We start from the raw sequence: 17261 nt of genomic DNA, 5'->3' as shown, positions 1-17261 counted from the left end.
GTTTTTTAATTGCGCGCGATCGTGTTATCGCTGTTATCGCGCGACGGCAGCAGCGGCTGTGCCGCGGCTCGGTGAACCGAGCGCGCGCAAGGTTTCTTTCACCGTCGCGACGCGAACCGCCAGATCCGGGCTGCGTGTTTCGATACGCAACTTGTCCTGACCGGCGAGCTTGATGTGCTTGTGCTTCTGCACCATCTCGATGATCCGCATCGCGTCGATCGGCGGATTGGGGATGAACTGCAAACCGATCACGGCTTCGCCCGCATCGATCTTCGAAATGCCCAGCGGCTTCGCCGCCAGCCGCAGACGATGCGTCTCCACCAGCGCATGCGCTTGCGGCGGCAACTTGCCGAAGCGGTCGATCAACTCTTCCTGAATGCCGTCGATCGAATCGTGGTGTTCGCAATTCGCAAGGCGCTTGTACAGCGACAGACGCTCCTGCACATCGCCGCAATAGTCCGCGGGCAGAATCGCCGGAGCGTGCAGGTTGATCTCGGTGGTCGCGGCGAGCGGCGCGGTGAGGTCGGGCTCCTTGCCTTCCTTGAGCGCTTTCACGGCGTCGTTCAGCATGTCGGTATAGAGCTGGAAACCGATCTCGTGAATCTCGCCCGATTGCTTGTCGCCAAGCACTTCGCCGGTGCCGCGAATTTCGAGGTCGTGCATCGCCAGATAGAAGCCCGAACCGAGCTCCTCCATCTGCTGGATCGCTTCGAGCCGGCGCTGCGCCTGCTTCGTCAAACCTTGCGGATCGTGTACCAGCAGATACGAATACGCCTGGTGGTGCGAACGGCCCACGCGGCCACGCAGCTGATGCAACTGCGCGAGACCGAATTTGTCGGCACGGTGGATCAGGATCGTGTTGGCGCTCGGCACGTCGATGCCGGTTTCGATAATCGTCGTGCACAGCAGCACGTTGGCGCGTTGCGCGACGAAGTCACGCATCACGCGTTCGAGTTCGCGCTCATGCATCTGGCCGTGCGCGACCGCGATTCGCGCTTCGGGCACCAGCGCTTCGAGCATCTGCCGGCGATTCTCGATCGTCTCGACTTCGTTGTGAAGGAAGTAGACCTGGCCGCCGCGCTTCAGCTCGCGCAGCATCGCTTCGCGGATCACGCTCTCTTCCTCGCGACGCACGAAGGTCTTGATCGCGAGGCGCTTTTGCGGCGCGGTGGCGATCACCGAGAAATCGCGCAGGCCTTCGAGCGCCATGCCGAGCGTACGCGGGATCGGCGTGGCGGTGAGCGTCAGCACGTCGACTTCAGCGCGCAAGGCCTTCAAGGCTTCCTTCTGACGCACGCCGAAGCGGTGTTCCTCGTCGATGACCACGAGCCCCAGCCGCTTGAACTGCACATCCGACGACAGCAGCTTGTGCGTGCCGATCACGATATCGACACTGCCTTCGTTGATCTGCTGGATCGCCGCATTGACTTCTTTCGTCGACTTGAAGCGCGACAATTCGGCGATCCGCACCGGCCAGTCGGAGAAGCGGTCTGTGAAGGTTTGCGTGTGCTGTTCGGCGAGCAGCGTGGTGGGCGAGAGCAGCGCCACCTGCTTGCCGCCCATCACCGCGATGAATGCCGCGCGCAACGCGACTTCAGTCTTGCCGAAGCCGACGTCGCCGCAAACGAGGCGATCCATCGGCTTGCCGCTCGTCATATCGCCGATCACCGCGGCGATGGCCGCGGCCTGGTCCGGCGTTTCCTCGAAGCCGAAGCTCTCGGCGAACTTCACGTAGTCTTTCGGTTCGAGTGCGAACGCGTGGCCTTCGCGCGCGGCGCGACGGGCGTACAGGTTCAGCAGTTCGGCTGCGGTGTCGCGGATCTGCTGCGCCGCTTTGCGCTTCGCCTTTTCCCACTGACCGGAGCCGAGCGAGTGCAAGGGCGCGCTTTCGGGATCGGCGCCGCTGTAGCGCGAGATCACGTGCAGTTGCGCGACCGGCACGTACAGTTTGCTTTCCCCTGCGTATTCGAGGTGCAGAAACTCGGTTTCGCCTTCGCCGAGATCCATTGTGACGAGGCCCATATAGCGGCCGATGCCGTGCTGCGAATGCACGACCGGATCGCCGACCTTCAGCTCGGACAGGTCGCGCACCATCGAATCGACGTTGCTCGCCTGTTCCTGGCGGCGGCGTCCCGCGCGGCGCGCGAGCGGTCCGTATAGTTCGGTCTCGGTGATGATCGCGATGCCATCCGCCGGCACGGCAAAACCGTTGGCGAGCGGCGCGACGCCTAGCGAAAAACGCGCATCGCCCGTGAGCCAGTTCTGGAAGCTGTCGCTCGATGTGGGCTTCAGGTGATTGTCGGCCAGCAGCTGCAGCAGCGTTTCGCGACGCCCCGCCGATTCCGCGGCGAACAGTACGCGGTTCGGCGTGGTGTCGAGATACGCGCGCAATGCGGAGACCGGATCGTCCGCATGACGGTCGATCGCGAGGTTCGGCAAGGCAAGCGACCAGCCGCCGCCTGCGTTCGTGGGCAGCACGAGTCGCGCGAACGGTTTGGCGAAGGCGAAGAAATCCTCGTCCGAGAGGAACAGACGCTGCGGCTCGAGGATCGGCCGGTCGCGATCGTGCGACAGGAAGTTGTGGCGTTGCCGGGTGTCGTTGGTGAAGCGCCGGATCGCCGCGTCCAGATCGCCGACGAAGGCCAGTTGCGCGCCTTCGGGCAGGTAATGGAACAGCGTGGCGGTTTCGTCGAAGAACAGCGGCAAATAGTATTCGATGCCCGCCGACGGCACGCCGTTGCCGATGTCCTTATAGATCGACGCACGGCTCGGGTCGCCTTCGAAGGTTTCGCGCCAGCGGCTGCGGAAGGCGGTGCGGGCGGCTTCGTCGAACGGGAATTCGCGGCCCGGCAGCATGCGTACGTCCTTGACCGGATAAAGGCTGCGTTGCGTGTCCGGGTCGAATGCGCGAATCGAGTCGACCTGGTCGTCGAACAGATCGATCCGGTACGGCAGCGGCGAGCCCATCGGGAAAAGGTCGAGCAGCGAGCCGCGCACGCAGTATTCGCCCGGACGCACCACCTGGCTCACGTGCTCGTAGCCGGCGAGCGTCAACTGCGCTTTGAGCTTGGCCTCGTCGAGCCGCTCGCCTTGCGAGAACGAGAACGTGTAGGCCGCCATGAACGACGCGGGCGGCATCCGGTAGAGGGCCGTGGTGGCGGGCACCAGCAGGATGTCGCAGCGGCCCTCGCCAAGGTCGTGCAGCGTGGCGAGGCGCTCGGACACCAGGTCCTGGTGCGGCGAGAAGGTGTCGTAAGGCAGCGTTTCCCAGTCGGGCAGCAAGCGCACGCGCGCCTCGGGCGCGAAGAAGCCGATTTCCTGCGACAGACGCTGCGCGTCGACGGCGCTTTCGCACACGACTGCCAGCAGCGGCACCTTCTCGCGGTAGGCGAGATGGTAGCGGGCGATCAGCAGCGCGTCGGACGAGCCGTGCGTGCCGTCGAAGGCGAAACGCTGGCCGGGCTTGACGAGCGCGACGGGCGGGGTGTACTGCGATGATGCGGCGATGTCTGGCATAGAAGAGAAAAGGCGGCCTCGGGCTCACACGTGATCGGCAAGTTTACGCGTGTCGGGGCGTGGATGCGAAGGACCTATTATAAAATCCGTCCTTTACTTTGACTTCGCGGCATCCGCACTCGTGACTTCCCGTCTATTTGCCCTGATTCCGTGCGCTGGCACAGGCAGCCGTTCCGGCGCCGCGATGCCCAAACAATATCGCACTGTCGCCGGCCGCGACATGTTGCATTACTCGCTGGCCGCGTTCGACGCGTGCAGCGAGTTTGCGCAAACGCTGGTCGTGATTGCGCCTGACGACCAGCACTTCGACGCCCGCCGCTTCGGCGGCTTGCGTTTCGCCGTGCGCCGCTGCGGCGGGGCTTCGCGCCAGGCGTCGGTGCTGAACGGGCTGCACGCGCTGGCCGAATTCGGCGCACGCGACGACGATTGGGTGCTGGTGCACGACGCGGCAAGGCCCGGCATTACGCCTGCGCTCATCCGCACGCTGATTGGCGCGTTGAAGGACGACGCGGTGGGCGGGATCATGGCGTTGCCGGTGGCGGACACGTTAAAGCGTATCGACTCCGGCTCGGGCGACGGACGGATTGCCCGCACCGAAGCACGTGATGGTCTGTGGCAGGCGCAGACGCCGCAGATGTTTCGCATCGGCATGTTGCGCGAGGCGATTCTGCGCGCCCAGGCGGACGGTCACGATTTGACCGACGAAGCGAGCGCGATCGAGTGGCTCGGGCACGCGCCGAAGCTGGTGCAAGGTAGCTTGCGGAACTTCAAGGTCACGTATCCGGAAGATTTCGATCTGGCCGAGGCGATTCTTTGCCGGCCTTCAGCTTCCTGATTCAGGATTTCAATTTTTATTAGCGGACTTGACGCATATGGATTTCAGAATTGGGCAGGGGTATGACGTGCATGCGCTGGTGCCGGGGCGTCCGTTGATTATCGGCGGCGTGACGATTCCTTATGAGCGCGGGCTGCTCGGGCATTCGGACGCGGATGTGCTGTTGCATGCCATTACTGACGCTATTTTTGGTGCTGCCGCAATGGGGGATATTGGGCGGCATTTCTCCGACACTGATGCCAGGTTCGCTGGCGCGGATAGCCGGGTTTTGCTTCGCGAGTGTTTTGCTCGCGTGAAGGCGGCCGGGTTTTCCATCGCTAATGTCGATAGTAGCGTTGTTGCGCAAGCGCCCAAGCTTGCTCCCCATATTGAGGGGATGCGGGCTAATATCGCTGCTGATCTTAACCTGCCGGTCGAGCGGGTTAATGTTAAAGCCAAGACCAATGAGAAACTTGGTTACCTCGGAAGAGGGGAGGGCATTGAAGCTCAAGCTGTTGTTTTGTTAATCAGGAATTGATTTGGGTTATTGCCTTTGGCATTGATCTTGTTTCGTATGTCAATGCCGTGGGCCTGCAGAACAGAAAAAATACCGCCGCCGAAGGCAAGCCCACTGGCGCGCAGCCGCAAAAAACCAATGCGCTGCGCGCAAAAACAACTATTTGCCTTCAGCAGCAATAACCTGCGCAGCAGCGTTGACTACCGCCGCGATGCGGCCCACATCGCGCAATTGAGTGGAACTCATCCCCTCCGCGACCAGCGTATCAAAGTGCGATTTCACACAAGAATGGCATTTGCCAATAATAGAAGCCGCCAACGCGTACATCTCGAACCGCCGCTTATCGACACCCCCATGGGAAGCATAGGCATTCATCCGCAATTGCGCCGGCTGCGATTTCAAATCAGCGTTATCGGTCATCTCGACATAGGGATACCAGACATTATTCATCCCCATCAGCGCGGCGGCAGTCAAAGCGCCATTCGTCTCCTCAGGAGACAAAACCCCCGCATTGCGAATCGCATCAACAATAACCGTACTCTTCGCAGCAAACGCAGCCGCCAAAGCCACCCCAACCGCGTCATTTCCCTCTAGGGAGGAACGAGCAATCGTCCCATCGAGGTTAAGCCGAATGTCCTTGGCGTAGTCAGGCACAAGTACTTTAATCGAGGACAATAATTCCATAGGTATCTCCTATCCGGTTGTCGATAAAAAAGCCCGCCGGCTTTTTCAAGCTTAGCGGGCTTCCGGCGGCAATACTTACAGCGTTGCGCCGCCGACTGCGCGGTTGCACGGGCACAGTTCGTCCGTTTGCAGACCGTCCAGAATCCGCAGCACTTCTTCCGGGTTACGGCCGACGTTCAGGTTGTTGACCGAAACGTGCTGGATCGTGTTGTCCGGATCGATGATGAACGTTGCGCGCAAAGCCACGCCCGCTTCCTTGTCGCGCACGCCGAGCTGGTCGATCAGCTCGCCTTTCACGTCGCCGAACGAATAGTGGTTCAGCTTGTTCAGGTCCTTGTGCTCACGGCGCCACGCCAGCTTCACGAATTCGTTGTCCACGCTGCCGCCGAGCAGCACCGCGTCGCGCTCGTCGAAATCCTTGAGCAGCTTGCCGAACTCGACGATTTCCGTCGGACACACGAATGTGAAGTCCTTCGGGTAGAAATAGAGGATTTTCCACTTGCCCGGGAACGACTGCTCCGTGATCTCTTCGAATGCCGACGCGCCATTTTCTTCGTGAGTGTTGAAGCCCGGCTTCGCAGCAGTGACGGTGAACGCTTCGAGTTTGTCGCCAACGGTTTTCATTCCGATACTCCTAGGTGTGTTGGAAAAACAGCCTGATCAACCTACCAGCTCATCGCAACGAGCGCGTTACATGGTTTTGACTATAGTTCTATTGAACTATGCTATCAATAGTTTTTTCCTAACAACCCGGATAGTTATTATTCAACGCGTCGATAGGTTATCGGTCTGATCCAGGCCCGACCGGCAGCCGCTTCCGATCAGGCGCCTTTTGCCAGCGGAAACTCGATCGTGACCTCGAGCCCCGGGCCTGGCGTGCGATTGCGCAAGCGCAGCGCCCCGCGGTAACGGCCTACCAGCCGCTGCACAATTGCCATGCCAAGGCCCGTGCCGTTCGCCTGGGTGCGCGCCGAATTCACACGATAGAACGGCCGTGTGACAAGCGCCAGCTGGTCTTCTGGAATGCCAGGTCCTTCGTCGACGACGGACAACTCGACCCGCGAGTGCGACACCCGTGTTTCGAGAATCACATGCGGGATGCCGTCACCATCGCTGAGTCCATACTTGCGCGCGTTTTCCAGCAGATTGCCGACTACGCGCCGCATATCGGTCTCGTCGGCTTCGATCACCGCCGAGGGTGCGAGGCGCGTGATGAGCCGCATGCTGTCCTCGCTCTGCATTCGCGCGGCCAGTTCTCCTGCGATGACGGAAAGATCGACAGGTTCCGGCGTGCGTTGCACCGGGCGAGCGTAATCCAGGAACCGGCCGATGATCATGTCCATCTGCTCGATGTCGTCGACCATCGCGTCCTTGGTCTGCTGGTCGGACGGACTCATTTCGGTTTCGAGCCGCAGCCGCGCGAGCGGGGTGCGCAAGTCGTGCGAAATACCGGCGAGCATCAGCGCACGGTCGGCCTCGAGCTGTTCGAGGTCCTGCACCATCTGGTTGAAGCTGCGATTGGTTTCAGCGGCCACGCCCATGCCGCGCTCAGGCAGCGGCTCCGGCGATTGTCCGGAACCAACCTTGCGCGCGGCCATCGCAAGCCGGGCAAACGGTCTATTCACAAGACTCGTGATGAACGCCGCACCGAACAGCGACAGCGCCAGCGCGAACACCCCCCAGCCGGCCCATTGCAAACCGGTGGCGTTGTCCAGCTGATCGCGGTCGAGTGCGACCCAGTAATCGTCGTCGTCGATCTTGAAGCTGATCCAGACGCCGGGAATGTCGTTGACGGTCTGCGCGATCACCGTGTCGTCGCCGAGACGGCCGCGAATGTCGTGTTCGATCAGCCGGTTCAGGGACTCGTCGGGTTGCAGTTTGTACTTGTCGGAGATTTCGCGCGGGTACACCCGCACCCCTTCATTGCTCTCGAGATCCTGCAGCAGCGCGCGCCGCAGGTCGGGATCGGAATAGAGGAGCGCGGTGCGCGTGAGCTTGACGATGGCAACCAGTTGCAGAGCCACGCGCTGCGCGCGCGGCTCGCGTTCGATCACCCGGAAACTCTGGAACCACGCGGCGAGACTGACTGCGATCAACAGCGCGATCAACAGAAAGGTCCGCCAGAAAAGGCCGCCGAACGCGAGCGTCAGGAGGCGCCGGTCGATCCGCATGGGCCCTTCTTATCTGAAATCAAAAACGGGAGGCGGGAACAAACTCAGGCTGCACCGTCGGGAATGAACACGTAGCCAAGCCCCCAGACGGTCTGGATGAAGCGCGGGCTGCCCGGATCGGGTTCGATCAACTTGCGCAGGCGCGAGATTTGCACGTCGAGGCTGCGGTCGAAGACTTCGTATTCACGGCCGCGCGCCAGTTCCATCAGCTTTTCACGCGACAGCGGCTGACGCGGGTGACGGGCGAACACCTTCAGCACCGAGAACTCACCGGTGGTCAGCGGAATTTCCTGGCCGGCCTTGGTGAGCGTGCGGGTGGCGAGATTCAGCGCGAACTCGCCGAACTCGAACACTTCGGTGGTCTCGGACGGCGCACCAGGCAGCTCGGACGGCGACTGGCGGCGCAGCACGGCGTGAATCCGCGCGACCAGTTCGCGCGGGTTGAAGGGCTTGGGCAGATAGTCGTCGGCGCCCATTTCGAGCCCGACGATACGATCGACGTCTTCACCCTTGGCCGTCAGCATGATGATCGGTGTGCGGTCGTTGCTGCCGCGCAAGCGGCGGCAGATCGACAGGCCGTCCTCGCCGGGCAGCATCAGGTCGAGCACCAGCAAGTCGAAGCGCTCACGCACCCAGAGCTTGTTCATGGACGGCGCGTTCTCGGCAACATAGACATTGAAGCCCTGTTCACCAAGGTAACGGCGCAGCAGATCGCGTAAGCGCGGATCGTCGTCGACGACGAGGATTTTCGAAGGGTTTTTGGTTTCCATGGTCGGCATCTTAGCGCGATTAGAAAGTAGCGCGCGGTTGCATCATTTATCGGGTTACAGTCAGTTACAAAATTTACCCGTACTGTGGCACGGCGTAAAGCATGCAAAGGTAGACTGCTTTACTGAATGCGGCTGTTCGGTGGATACTTCACTCGACAAAACTCTCGCACCCGGCTCGTTACCGGGGTTTGTATACGCATTTGAGGTAGCCGGTTGCCGCGCCACGAAGGGAACAACATGAAGGGAGGGGTTTGGCCGAATGTGCGCCTAAGCGTGATTGCACTGGCGGTTGCCGGTACGCTTGCAGGCACACTGGGACCAAGGCTCGCCCACGCCCAGCCTTCCGCCGACAGAGTTGCGAGCGAGCGCGCGCCCCGCTCAGCCAACAGCAAAGCCAATCGCCATAACCCAAACGCCGATCACTCTGCGTCAGACGTGATCTTGCGCACTGCGGTTCCCCCCGATCTGGATCAACGTCGTCGTGATGGCCATATGACGCCCGACGAACGGCGTCTGTTACGTCAACACATCGAAGACGCCGTCCGCGAACTCTACAAGCGGTAGTGGTTTATGCGCGTGGCCGCGGCGCGCTAGTTGCGTTCGTTGCGTTCGTCGTGTGTGAAAGATTTCGTTGCACTTCCCCAGTCAACTTTCCTTTTCCGTCTGCCGTTGAGCCGCCATAGGGCATGTCGCATTGCATGCGCCGATGCCTGTCCATGACGTCCTGCGAACCCGGATGATCGACGATGAAATTGCTCACAGGCAGTAAGCATGCGCGATGGCTGGCGGTCACCGCCACGGTCACTGCCACGATAACGGCGGCGGTGACGTGCAGCGTGCCGGCCCTGGCGGAGCAACAAGGTGCGCCCCATGCACCGCGTCTCAAGCATCACGCGCAAGCGGCTGCGTTCGCAGTTTCTCCATCCGAGCAGGACATCCTCGATGCCAACGACGCGCGCTTCTTCCTGACGCGCGTCGGCTTCGCGCCGGATAACGCCGAGCTCGCGCAATACGTCGGGCTGACGCGGGGACAGGCGGCCGACAAAGTATTGGCGAGCACCCGGACCGAAGCCGTCACGCCGATGCCCGACTGGATTGTCGAACCGATCCCGACGCGCGAAATGCGCAAGGCATGGACTGTCGATCAGCGTCGCGAGGAGCAGCGTCTGCGTGGCCAGCGTTACGAAATATTACGTGCGTGGTGGGTGCGTGAGATGGCGGGCACGCCGTCGCCGCTGACCGAGCGCATGACGCTCTTCTGGCACAACCATTTCACTTCGGGCCAGGACAAGGTGCAGTTTCCGCAGCACATGGCGCAGCAGAACATCCTGTTGCGACGCGACGCGCTCGGCAATTTCGGCGAGTTGTTGCACGACGTCGCGAAAGACCCGGCGATGCTGCAGTACCTGGACGGCGCGAGCAATCGCAAAGGCAAGCCCAACGAAAACTTCGCGCGTGAGGTGATGGAGCTGTTCACGCTCGGCGAAGGACACTACGCGCAGCTAGACGTATCGGAAGCCGCGCGTGCGTACACGGGCTGGAGTCTCGACCCCGACACCGAGGCGTACGTCTGGCGCTCCAACCTGCACGACGACGGCAACAAGACCGTGCTCGGTCAGACTGGCCCGTTCGACGGCGATCAGGTGCTCGACATTCTGCTCGCGCGGCCGGAAACCGCCACCTTCGTCACGAACAAGCTGTGGCGCGAGTTCATCTCCGACACGCCTGACGAAGCTCGCATCGCGCCGATCGCCGCACAGTTTCGCGCGAGCCACTATGACATCAAGGTGGCGCTGCGCGGGCTCTTCACGAGCGACGCGTTCTGGAACGACGACGATCGAGGCGTCCTCGTGAAATCGCCGGTGGAGTTCGTGGTCGGGACACTGCGTGCGTTCGACATCGGTTACGACAACACTGCGCCGTTCGCCGCGCAGATTCGCACGCTCGGCGAGAACCTGTTCTATCCGCCGAACGTCAAAGGGTGGCCCGGCGGCACGACCTGGATCAACAGCTCGACGCTGCTCGCGCGCAAGCAATTCGTCGAGCAACTGTTTCGCGCGACCGAAGCTGCCGGTCCGCGGCGCATGAAGAACGCGATGGACGGCGCGAGTGGCGCGGGCGGCATGCAGGCGAATCCGCCGGCGCAGCGGGCAATGGCGCGCGTCGGCCAGGGCGGCGTACGCTTCGATATCGACACGTGGCTCGCGCACTACAACACCGCGCCGACGGCGAAGCCGGGACTCTCGGCGGAGCTTCAGTTGCAGCATGCCGTCCTGCCGCTGACGCCCGTCGATGCAATCGAAACGGACTCGACCGCCAGCGCTTATCTGGAAGCGTTGCTGATGGACCCGGCCTATCAACTCAAGTGAGCAGTTGACATGACGTGGCTATTCACTGCGGCGTGACTCGTGCCCCGAGTCATGTCCCCGACTCATGCCCCGAGCCATGCCCCGAGCCATGCCCTGACCCGAGTCCTGACAATCGAACGAGGTGCAGGATGAAACGACGCAGCTTTCTCTCGATGGGCGCAGCCGCAAGCGTGGCGCTCTGGTTGCCGCGCGCGTTCGGTGCGCAGCCCGCAGCGCCCGGCGCGCCGATGAATCGCGGCTACAACAATCTGCTGATCCTCGTCGAACTGAAAGGCGGCAACGACGGGTTGAATACCGTGATTCCGTTTGCCGACCCGGTTTACTATCAGTTGCGCAAGAACATCGGCATCAAGCGCGAGCAGGTGATTCAACTCGATGAGCGCACCGCGCTGCATCCGTCGTTGCAGCCGCTGATGCCGCTCTGGCAGAGCCGGCAACTGGCGATCGTCCAGGGCGTCAGTTACGCTCAGCCGAACCTGTCGCATTTCCGCTCGATCGAGATCTGGGACACCGCGTCGCGTTCTGACCAGTATTTGCGTGAGGGCTGGCTTACGCGTGCCTTTGCGCAGGCGCCGGTGCCCGCCGGTTTTGCCGCCGACGGCGTGGTGATTGGCAGCGCCGAAATGGGACCGCTCGCGAACGGCGCGCGCGCGATTGCGCTGGTCAATCCCGCACAGTTCATCAAGGCCTCGCGTCTCGCCACGCCGGTATCGCTTCACGAGCGCAATCCCGAGTTGGCGCACATTCTCGACGTCGAGAACGACATCGTGAAGGCGGCCGATCGCCTGCGTCCCGCGCAAGGGCAGGCGTCATTGAAGACGGCGTTTCCGGGCGGCGCATTCGGCGCCTCGATCAAGACCGCGATGCAGGTGCTCGCCGCCGGCGACGCCCCGAAGGAAGTCCCCTTGCGCCCCGAAGGAAACGCCCTTGGGGCGGGGGACACGCCACAAGGACAGCCGAAGAGCGGGCGGGGCGTCGCGGCGATCCGTCTGACGCTGAACGGTTTCGATACGCACCAGAACCAGCCGGGCCAGCAGGCGGCGCTGCTCAAGCAGTTGGCGGAAGGATTTGCGTCGATGAAGGCCGCGCTGGTCGAGCTTGGCCGCTGGGACGATACGCTGGTGATGACTTATGCCGAGTTCGGACGGCGCCCGCGCGAGAATCAAAGTAACGGCACCGATCATGGCACCGTTGCGCCGCATTTCGTGATGGGCGGCCGCGTGCGAGGTGGGCTGTATGGCGCGCCGCCAGTGCTCGCGCGCCTCGACAGCAACGGTAATCTGCCCGTGGTCATCGATTTCCGGCAGCTCTATACCACCGTGCTGGGACCGTGGTGGGGGCTCGATTCATCCGCGATCCTGCAGCAGCGGTTCGAGCCGCTGCCGTTGCTGCGCGTCTGATGGTGGTTCACGATCGATTGGCGAGGGTAGCGAGCGTTGTCTCGCCTACTTCGCCCGCCACGCGATCCACAACTTGCGGATCGGCGTCAACGCGATGCGCTGATGCAGCACGTGAAAGCCGTCGCGCTCGATTTCATCCAGCAACGCCAACGCCAGCGCCGTGTGCGCCACGAGGATGCGCTGTGTGCGGCGCTCATTGGCGGGCAGCGCGGCGAGCGCGGCGAGCAGCGCATCGCGGGCGCGCTTCGTTTCGAAGCGCATCAACTCGGTAAAGGCGTCGGTGTACTTGCGGTTGATCAGATCGGCAGCGGTGACGTTAAAGCGCTGCATTTCGTCGATCGGAATATAGATGCGGCCATGCCGCGCATCGTTGCCGGTTTCGGCGACGAACTGCGCAAGCAGCAGCGCCTCGCCGAGCGGTGCGGACCAGTTCGACGCCTGCGCCGTGTCTTTTGCCGTCGCGCGCGCCACCAGTGACGCGAAAGTGCCGCCGACGCTTTGCAGATAGCGCCGCAGATTCGGGTAATCGAGGTAGCGCGCCTGGTCGAGGTCCATTTCAAAACCGGCGAGCAATGCCTGCAACGCTGAGTATTCTGTTTTGACATCGGGCAAGTAAGCCGTCAGCGCTTTTGAAACCGGATGCGACGGCGAACCCGAAGCCAACGCGGCAATCTCGTTTTGCCACCACGCGAGTTTGGTGCGGCCGATAGCCGGGTCGCTGATCTCCTGAACCGTTTCCTCGAACTCGCGGCGCAGCGCGAACAACGCGGTCAGGAGCGGCAGGCTTGCTGTGGGCGCCTGCCGAAGCGCATAGTAAGTGCTCGATCCGGGCGGCGCCGCCTTTTGCTGGCAATATTCGTCGAAATTCACTGGATTGGAATGTGGGGAAGGGCACGCGAAGAGGGGGTACGGCATGCGTGCGTTTAGCCCAAAATTGTAGCATCGACGCCCTTTATCGATACCCTTCGGACGGACGCCGGCCAGATGCAGACAAGCGCGAATCAATCGGTTAGAATCTCGCGCTTACGCTTTCGGACGCGCGTTTTCAAGCGCGCCGCGGGCATGCAGGACATCGGGCAGGACGCACAGCGTCTTACCCGGCTGCGAGGGTGGCGAAATTGGTAGACGCACCAGGTTTAGGTCCTGACGCCAGCAATGGTGTAGGGGTTCGAGTCCCCTCCCTCGCACCATCATGTAATTCCCAACGGAACCAAAGTAGACCGCAAAGCAAGTAAAATAGCGGTTCTGCGGGCGTTCCGCTTGGTCTCTCGAATTACGCAAACACCACACTAAACCACGTTAAACTACGCCTCACTACGCGAAAATTACGCAGGGGATTACGCACGTGGCGTCATTCAGAAAAACGCAATCCGGTTGGCGCGTTGAAATCTATGTGAAGGGTACGCGCGACTCAGGCAGCTTCGATACGAAGGCTGAGGCGCAGGCTTGGGCCGCGAAACGCGAGGACCAGCTTCGGTCGATCACCGGCGGCGCGGGCAGTAAGACGCACACCGTCGGCGACGTGCTGAATGAATACCGGGACAAGGTCAGCCCTACGAAGAAGGGCGAGAAGTGGGAAGTGCTCCGGCTGAACCTGATCGGCGCAAAGAAAATCGACGGAGTGGAGCTCTCTAAGATTCGACTGGCCGATTTGCAACCTAGCCACATTGCCGCCTGGCGTGACGCGCGCCTCCGTGAGGTCGCCGGTTCGTCGGTCTCCCGCGAGATGTCCCTACTTTCGTCAGCGCTCGAGGTCGCCCGGAAGGAATGGGGCTGGCTGATCACCGACCCGATGAAAGATGTTAAGCGGCCGCCAGATGGTCCGGCGCGCGATCGTCTGATTTCGCAAAAAGAAATCGACGCGATTCTTCTCGCTCACGGGTATCAGGAAGGCTCGCCAGTGGTCTCGCCGATGCAGCGCGTCGCCGTCGCATTTCTCTTTGCGCTGGAGACGGCAATGCGGTCGGGCGAGATCCTCGGGCTGACCAGCTTTACGGTCGACCTTCGGCAACGGGTCGCTCACCTGCCGTTCACGAAGAACGGTGCCGCCCGCGATGTGCCGATGTCGACCCGGGCAATCGAACTGCTCGGAATGCTACCGAGGGTGCCGGATGGCCAGCCGCTATTCAAGCTGACTGACAAAAGCCGGGACGCCCTGTTCAGAAAGGCGAGGGATCGATCGGGCGCGCCAGAGGTGACATTCCACGATACGCGGCATGAGGCAATTACGCGTCTTGCGAAAAAGCTGCAGGTGTTGGATCTGGCCCGGATGACGGGCCACAAAAACCTGAACGAGCTGATGACGTATTACAACGAGACGGCCGCCGACATAGCGGCGCGCCTCGGCTAGCCTTTCGCCCGCGACCGGGCGCCGCGGCCGCCCTGGTGGGATTCAACCCACTGGATGACCTCAGCTGCTTTCCAGCGCGGGAAGCTTTTTCCTCCGTCGACGTTCGGCAGCCGGATCGCGGCGGGGAATCCTGGCAGACAAACGATGCGCTCGCGCACCACCTGCGCCGGCCGTTGCAGGTATTCCCCGATCTCCTTCGTCGACCAAAGGGCATGCTCGATCGGGATCGCGGGCTTAATGCGCTTGTCCAGTTCCTGGACAATTCTTTCGAGAAGGTCTTCTTCGCTCATTTGATACCCCATGCGTTGCGTGTCGTTTCGATGATTCGTGCTGCTGCTTCAGTCATGCTGTTAATTCGAAGGCCTTACACCGCAAACTGTTCGCGGCAGATAACGTCTATTCATGCATTATATATGCATATGTGGCTATACCGTGGCGAATTTAACGACGCTTTCCCGGGCGTGCTGTTTGCCTCGCACGCGCCGCACTTCTTGCGCGTGTCCTGCACAGACACTAACCGGCTCTCCGGCGCTATCCAGGCGCTCGTGACACATGAACCGCTTCCCTTCCTGAAAGCAATACTCGAGATCGCTCATCGTCGGGAGGCACTGGTTCGCTGGGGTTCCTTTCCGGTAAGCGCACCCGGCGCACAGTCCGCGTTGGGTGACCGAGCTCGCGGCCGCGACACCCATCATGGCGCCGAGCAGTGTCGGGAGGTTGATCTTCTCGGCCTGCGTGGGCTGCACGTTCCCTTCGGTAATCAGCAGAATTTCAGCCATCTCCCGACAATTGGAGACGACTGAATTCGCTGCGCCGATGAACTGGGCGAACAGATCGACCAGCGCGGGCGCGCCGTGGCTGGTCAGATATCGGCCAAGCAGTTCGCGGCGCAGATCGGCCGGTACCGAAACTGCGCCCTTCAATACGTCAGCCTGCGCGTCACTGAGTTGGTAGTCGGTCATGCTACGATTCCTCGAAAATCACCAGGGGGCGAAAATGACGACAAAATTCGGCCAGCCATACAGAGGACATACCTTTGCCGTCGAGGCCCGAGAGCTTCAGACTTCCGGCGGAAATTTCATACCGGTGATGTTCCTCTACGCCCATGGCAGGTGGGGTGAGATCAATATCGGCGCAAGTGTGTTGTTCAACTCGCCGAACGAAGCAATCGCCCATGGAGAGAAGGCAGCGCGCGCCTATATCGACGAGCTCGTGGATAAAGCAGGTCAAAAGGGGTGATTTCACGATTCAACCTTTCGAAACTCGACCACCCACACCCACGGATTGATGTCCCACCCATAGCCGCGCGCGGCGTTGAGGCTGTCCCACAGCGACCTGTACGAGAAGACCGGAGCGCTATCCACGCCTTCCGGATACCAACCGTTGGCGCTCCCATAGGCTTTCCACGACCGACAGACGTCGCCAGCTATGCGGTGCTCTTGGAACTCGATCCCTTCCGCACGTGCATCCGCTGCACTGATGTCCTGCAGCCGCTCGACGCGCACGCCAATCACCTCGAGCGTGATGCGCGACGCCGTGCGCGGCATGAAGATGGACGGGCGTACATGCCAGGTCGGCGCGGCACCGGCGACGCGACGGCCGCGCTTGACTGTCGGCTCGTACCGGTATTCAAAGCCGCACTCGATCGTCATATCGACGAAATGCCATTCATCGCACTTCTTCTTTTCGCTGAATCGGGTTTCCCAGCGGCCGAATGCCTCGTACGTCTCGCGCACCCACAGGCGGTCACCGATATAACCGTAGGGACACTTGACCGTGTGCCAATTTGCCGACGGGCAATCCTGGTCGGTCCAACCGTAGACCGGCGCTGAGTACCAGCAATGACGTTCGTCGCCGACGGGAGGCTGAGGCTTCACGACGCGCCGAGTCTGCGTCTTCGGGTTTTCGACTCGCTGCAGCGCGCTCACCATCGGGCCGTTGAAAAGGATGGGGCCTTCCTTCATGCTAGGATTCCTCTGGTCATCGGGAGGCGCACATGACAACGCACGTGTTTCATGAGTTTCCGCAGGACGAACAAGAAGATGTGACAGCGGCTGCGGCTGCTGAAGGGTTCGACATCGGCGAATTCACGATCACTGACGAAGAGTTGTATCCCCCTCGCAAAACTGTCGGGCCGATTCGCCGACAAGTCGCAGTGACTCGGTTGATCAACAACACAAGCAAGGTCTACGACGCCGGCCATGGCACTGCTTGGACGGTCGAATTCGAGCAGGATTTGGCCTCCGGCGCATTCGGTCCGTGATAAGCCCAGTCTCATACGGTCGCCTCCGGATATTCGTCATACGTGCGGCCGTCGAGCAGCCGCCCGGTGGCTTTCTTGCTTTCACCACCTACTATCACCCCAGGATCGGTCAACGCGATTTTGCTGTTCTCGCTCATGCTAGGATTCCTTGCGACCAAAAACGGAGGGCGACATGCGAACACCTGAGCAGCGTGCAGAGTTTCAGGCGGCATCTAAAGCTTTGACTGAATTGCGGAAACGACGCGGAGCCGAAATGCTGGCGATCTTTCGAGGTGAAAAAGCACCTGACCGACAGCATCTGTTGACACAAGCAGCCGAGCTGGTTCGGGCACACAAGCGGTTTATGAACGCCACGGAGCCTTTTACGGGGTGGGGTGGCGGCCTTAACACGTAGCCCGGGATGCCAA

19 protein-coding genes and 1 tRNA gene are annotated in these 17261 nt (G+C 61.5%); 10 read left to right on the top strand and 10 right to left on the bottom strand.

Annotation, left to right across the window (positions count from 1 at the left end):
* Positions 1-33 precede the first annotated feature (33 nt).
* Positions 34-3516: a transcription-repair coupling factor gene (mfd, locus tag AC07WT_RS10325; RefSeq protein ID WP_494947022.1), complete on the bottom strand. Its 3483-nt coding sequence runs from the start codon at positions 3514-3516 to the stop codon at positions 34-36.
* A gap of 121 nt (positions 3517-3637) precedes the next feature.
* Between mfd and ispD the strand changes: the two genes are divergently transcribed.
* From ispD to AC07WT_RS10310, 3 genes are read left to right on the top strand one after another with little or no spacing between them, the layout of a single operon-like run.
* Complete coding sequence (gene ispD, locus AC07WT_RS10320) at positions 3638-4351, top strand: 2-C-methyl-D-erythritol 4-phosphate cytidylyltransferase (RefSeq protein ID WP_494947021.1); 714 nt, start codon at positions 3638-3640, stop codon at positions 4349-4351.
* Positions 4352-4388: 37 nt separating this feature from the next.
* The gene (ispF, locus tag AC07WT_RS10315; RefSeq protein ID WP_492595560.1) at positions 4389-4868 is read left to right on the top strand and encodes a 2-C-methyl-D-erythritol 2,4-cyclodiphosphate synthase; all 480 of its coding nucleotides are present in this window, start codon (positions 4389-4391) and stop codon (positions 4866-4868) included.
* Complete coding sequence (locus tag AC07WT_RS10310; protein ID WP_494947020.1) at positions 4865-5029, top strand: hypothetical protein; 165 nt, start codon at positions 4865-4867, stop codon at positions 5027-5029. The genes ispF and AC07WT_RS10310 overlap by 4 nt, the downstream gene beginning before the upstream one ends.
* Here the strand turns inward: AC07WT_RS10310 and AC07WT_RS10305 are convergent.
* From AC07WT_RS10305 to ompR, 4 genes are all read right to left on the bottom strand, one after another.
* Positions 5007-5531 carry a carboxymuconolactone decarboxylase family protein gene (locus tag AC07WT_RS10305; protein WP_494947019.1) on the bottom strand — a complete coding sequence of 175 codons (525 nt, stop codon included), beginning with the start codon at positions 5529-5531 and terminating at the stop codon, positions 5007-5009. The genes AC07WT_RS10310 and AC07WT_RS10305 overlap by 23 nt on opposite strands.
* Positions 5532-5606: 75 nt before the next feature.
* Positions 5607-6155, bottom strand: a complete 549-nt coding sequence (locus tag AC07WT_RS10300; protein ID WP_492595558.1) for a peroxiredoxin — start codon at positions 6153-6155, stop codon at positions 5607-5609.
* Positions 6156-6352: 197 nt separating this feature from the next.
* A complete protein-coding gene (locus tag AC07WT_RS10295) occupies positions 6353-7702 on the bottom strand; it encodes an ATP-binding protein (protein WP_492595557.1) in 1350 nt (449 codons plus the stop codon).
* A gap of 44 nt (positions 7703-7746) precedes the next feature.
* Positions 7747-8481 carry an osmolarity response regulator transcription factor OmpR gene (gene ompR, locus AC07WT_RS10290; RefSeq protein ID WP_006048917.1) on the bottom strand — a complete coding sequence of 245 codons (735 nt, stop codon included), beginning with the start codon at positions 8479-8481 and terminating at the stop codon, positions 7747-7749.
* 228 nt (positions 8482-8709) lie between these two features.
* On the opposite strand from ompR, the gene AC07WT_RS10285 reads away from it, so the two are divergent.
* The 3 genes from AC07WT_RS10285 (at position 8710) to AC07WT_RS10275 (ending at position 12241) form a co-directional block, all read left to right on the top strand.
* Positions 8710-9036 carry a hypothetical protein gene (locus AC07WT_RS10285; protein WP_492595556.1) on the top strand — a complete coding sequence of 109 codons (327 nt, stop codon included), beginning with the start codon at positions 8710-8712 and terminating at the stop codon, positions 9034-9036.
* Positions 9037-9218: 182 nt separating this feature from the next.
* Complete coding sequence (locus tag AC07WT_RS10280) at positions 9219-10841, top strand: DUF1800 domain-containing protein (protein WP_494947018.1); 1623 nt, start codon at positions 9219-9221, stop codon at positions 10839-10841.
* A 128-nt stretch (positions 10842-10969) separates the two neighbouring features.
* Positions 10970-12241 carry a DUF1501 domain-containing protein gene (locus AC07WT_RS10275; protein ID WP_494947017.1) on the top strand — a complete coding sequence of 424 codons (1272 nt, stop codon included), beginning with the start codon at positions 10970-10972 and terminating at the stop codon, positions 12239-12241.
* 45 nt (positions 12242-12286) lie between these two features.
* Here AC07WT_RS10275 and AC07WT_RS10270 read toward each other — a convergent pair whose 3' ends face one another.
* On the bottom strand, positions 12287-13111 hold the full coding sequence (locus AC07WT_RS10270) for a squalene/phytoene synthase family protein (RefSeq protein ID WP_494947016.1): 825 nt from the start codon (positions 13109-13111) through the stop codon (positions 12287-12289).
* Positions 13112-13344: 233 nt separating this feature from the next.
* Here AC07WT_RS10270 and AC07WT_RS10265 point away from each other — a divergent pair.
* Both AC07WT_RS10265 and AC07WT_RS10260 read left to right on the top strand, forming a co-directional pair.
* Positions 13345-13431, top strand: a tRNA-Leu gene (locus AC07WT_RS10265).
* A 155-nt stretch (positions 13432-13586) separates the two neighbouring features.
* A complete protein-coding gene (locus tag AC07WT_RS10260; RefSeq protein ID WP_494947015.1) occupies positions 13587-14591 on the top strand; it encodes a tyrosine-type recombinase/integrase in 1005 nt (334 codons plus the stop codon).
* Here AC07WT_RS10260 and AC07WT_RS10255 read toward each other — a convergent pair.
* Positions 14588-14881 (bottom strand): hypothetical protein, encoded by a 294-nt coding sequence (locus AC07WT_RS10255; RefSeq protein WP_494947014.1) that lies wholly within the window; start codon positions 14879-14881, stop codon positions 14588-14590. The two genes, AC07WT_RS10260 and AC07WT_RS10255, sit on opposite strands and share 4 nt — an antisense overlap.
* A gap of 135 nt (positions 14882-15016) precedes the next feature.
* Complete coding sequence (locus tag AC07WT_RS10250) at positions 15017-15553, bottom strand: hypothetical protein (protein ID WP_494947013.1); 537 nt, start codon at positions 15551-15553, stop codon at positions 15017-15019.
* A gap of 34 nt (positions 15554-15587) precedes the next feature.
* Between AC07WT_RS10250 and AC07WT_RS10245 the strand changes: the two genes are divergently transcribed.
* On the top strand, positions 15588-15830 hold the full coding sequence (locus tag AC07WT_RS10245) for a hypothetical protein (protein WP_494947012.1): 243 nt from the start codon (positions 15588-15590) through the stop codon (positions 15828-15830).
* A 2-nt stretch (positions 15831-15832) separates the two neighbouring features.
* Here the strand turns inward: AC07WT_RS10245 and AC07WT_RS10240 are convergent, their stop codons facing one another.
* Entirely contained in the window at positions 15833-16555 is a 723-nt protein-coding gene (locus tag AC07WT_RS10240) for a hypothetical protein (RefSeq protein ID WP_494947011.1), read from the bottom strand.
* Positions 16556-16587: 32 nt separating this feature from the next.
* On the opposite strand from AC07WT_RS10240, the gene AC07WT_RS10235 reads away from it, so the two are divergent.
* On the top strand, positions 16588-16854 hold the full coding sequence (locus tag AC07WT_RS10235) for a hypothetical protein (protein WP_494947010.1): 267 nt from the start codon (positions 16588-16590) through the stop codon (positions 16852-16854).
* An 11-nt stretch (positions 16855-16865) separates the two neighbouring features.
* Here the strand turns inward: AC07WT_RS10235 and AC07WT_RS10230 are convergent, their stop codons facing one another.
* Complete coding sequence (locus AC07WT_RS10230) at positions 16866-16991, bottom strand: hypothetical protein (RefSeq protein ID WP_494947009.1); 126 nt, start codon at positions 16989-16991, stop codon at positions 16866-16868.
* Positions 16992-17261 lie beyond the last annotated feature (270 nt).

The organism is Paraburkholderia sp. GW821-FHT02A12, assembly GCF_059422005.1.
The sequence above is the reverse complement of the archived record's forward strand: the minus strand, read 5'-3'. Positions and strand labels throughout refer to the sequence as shown.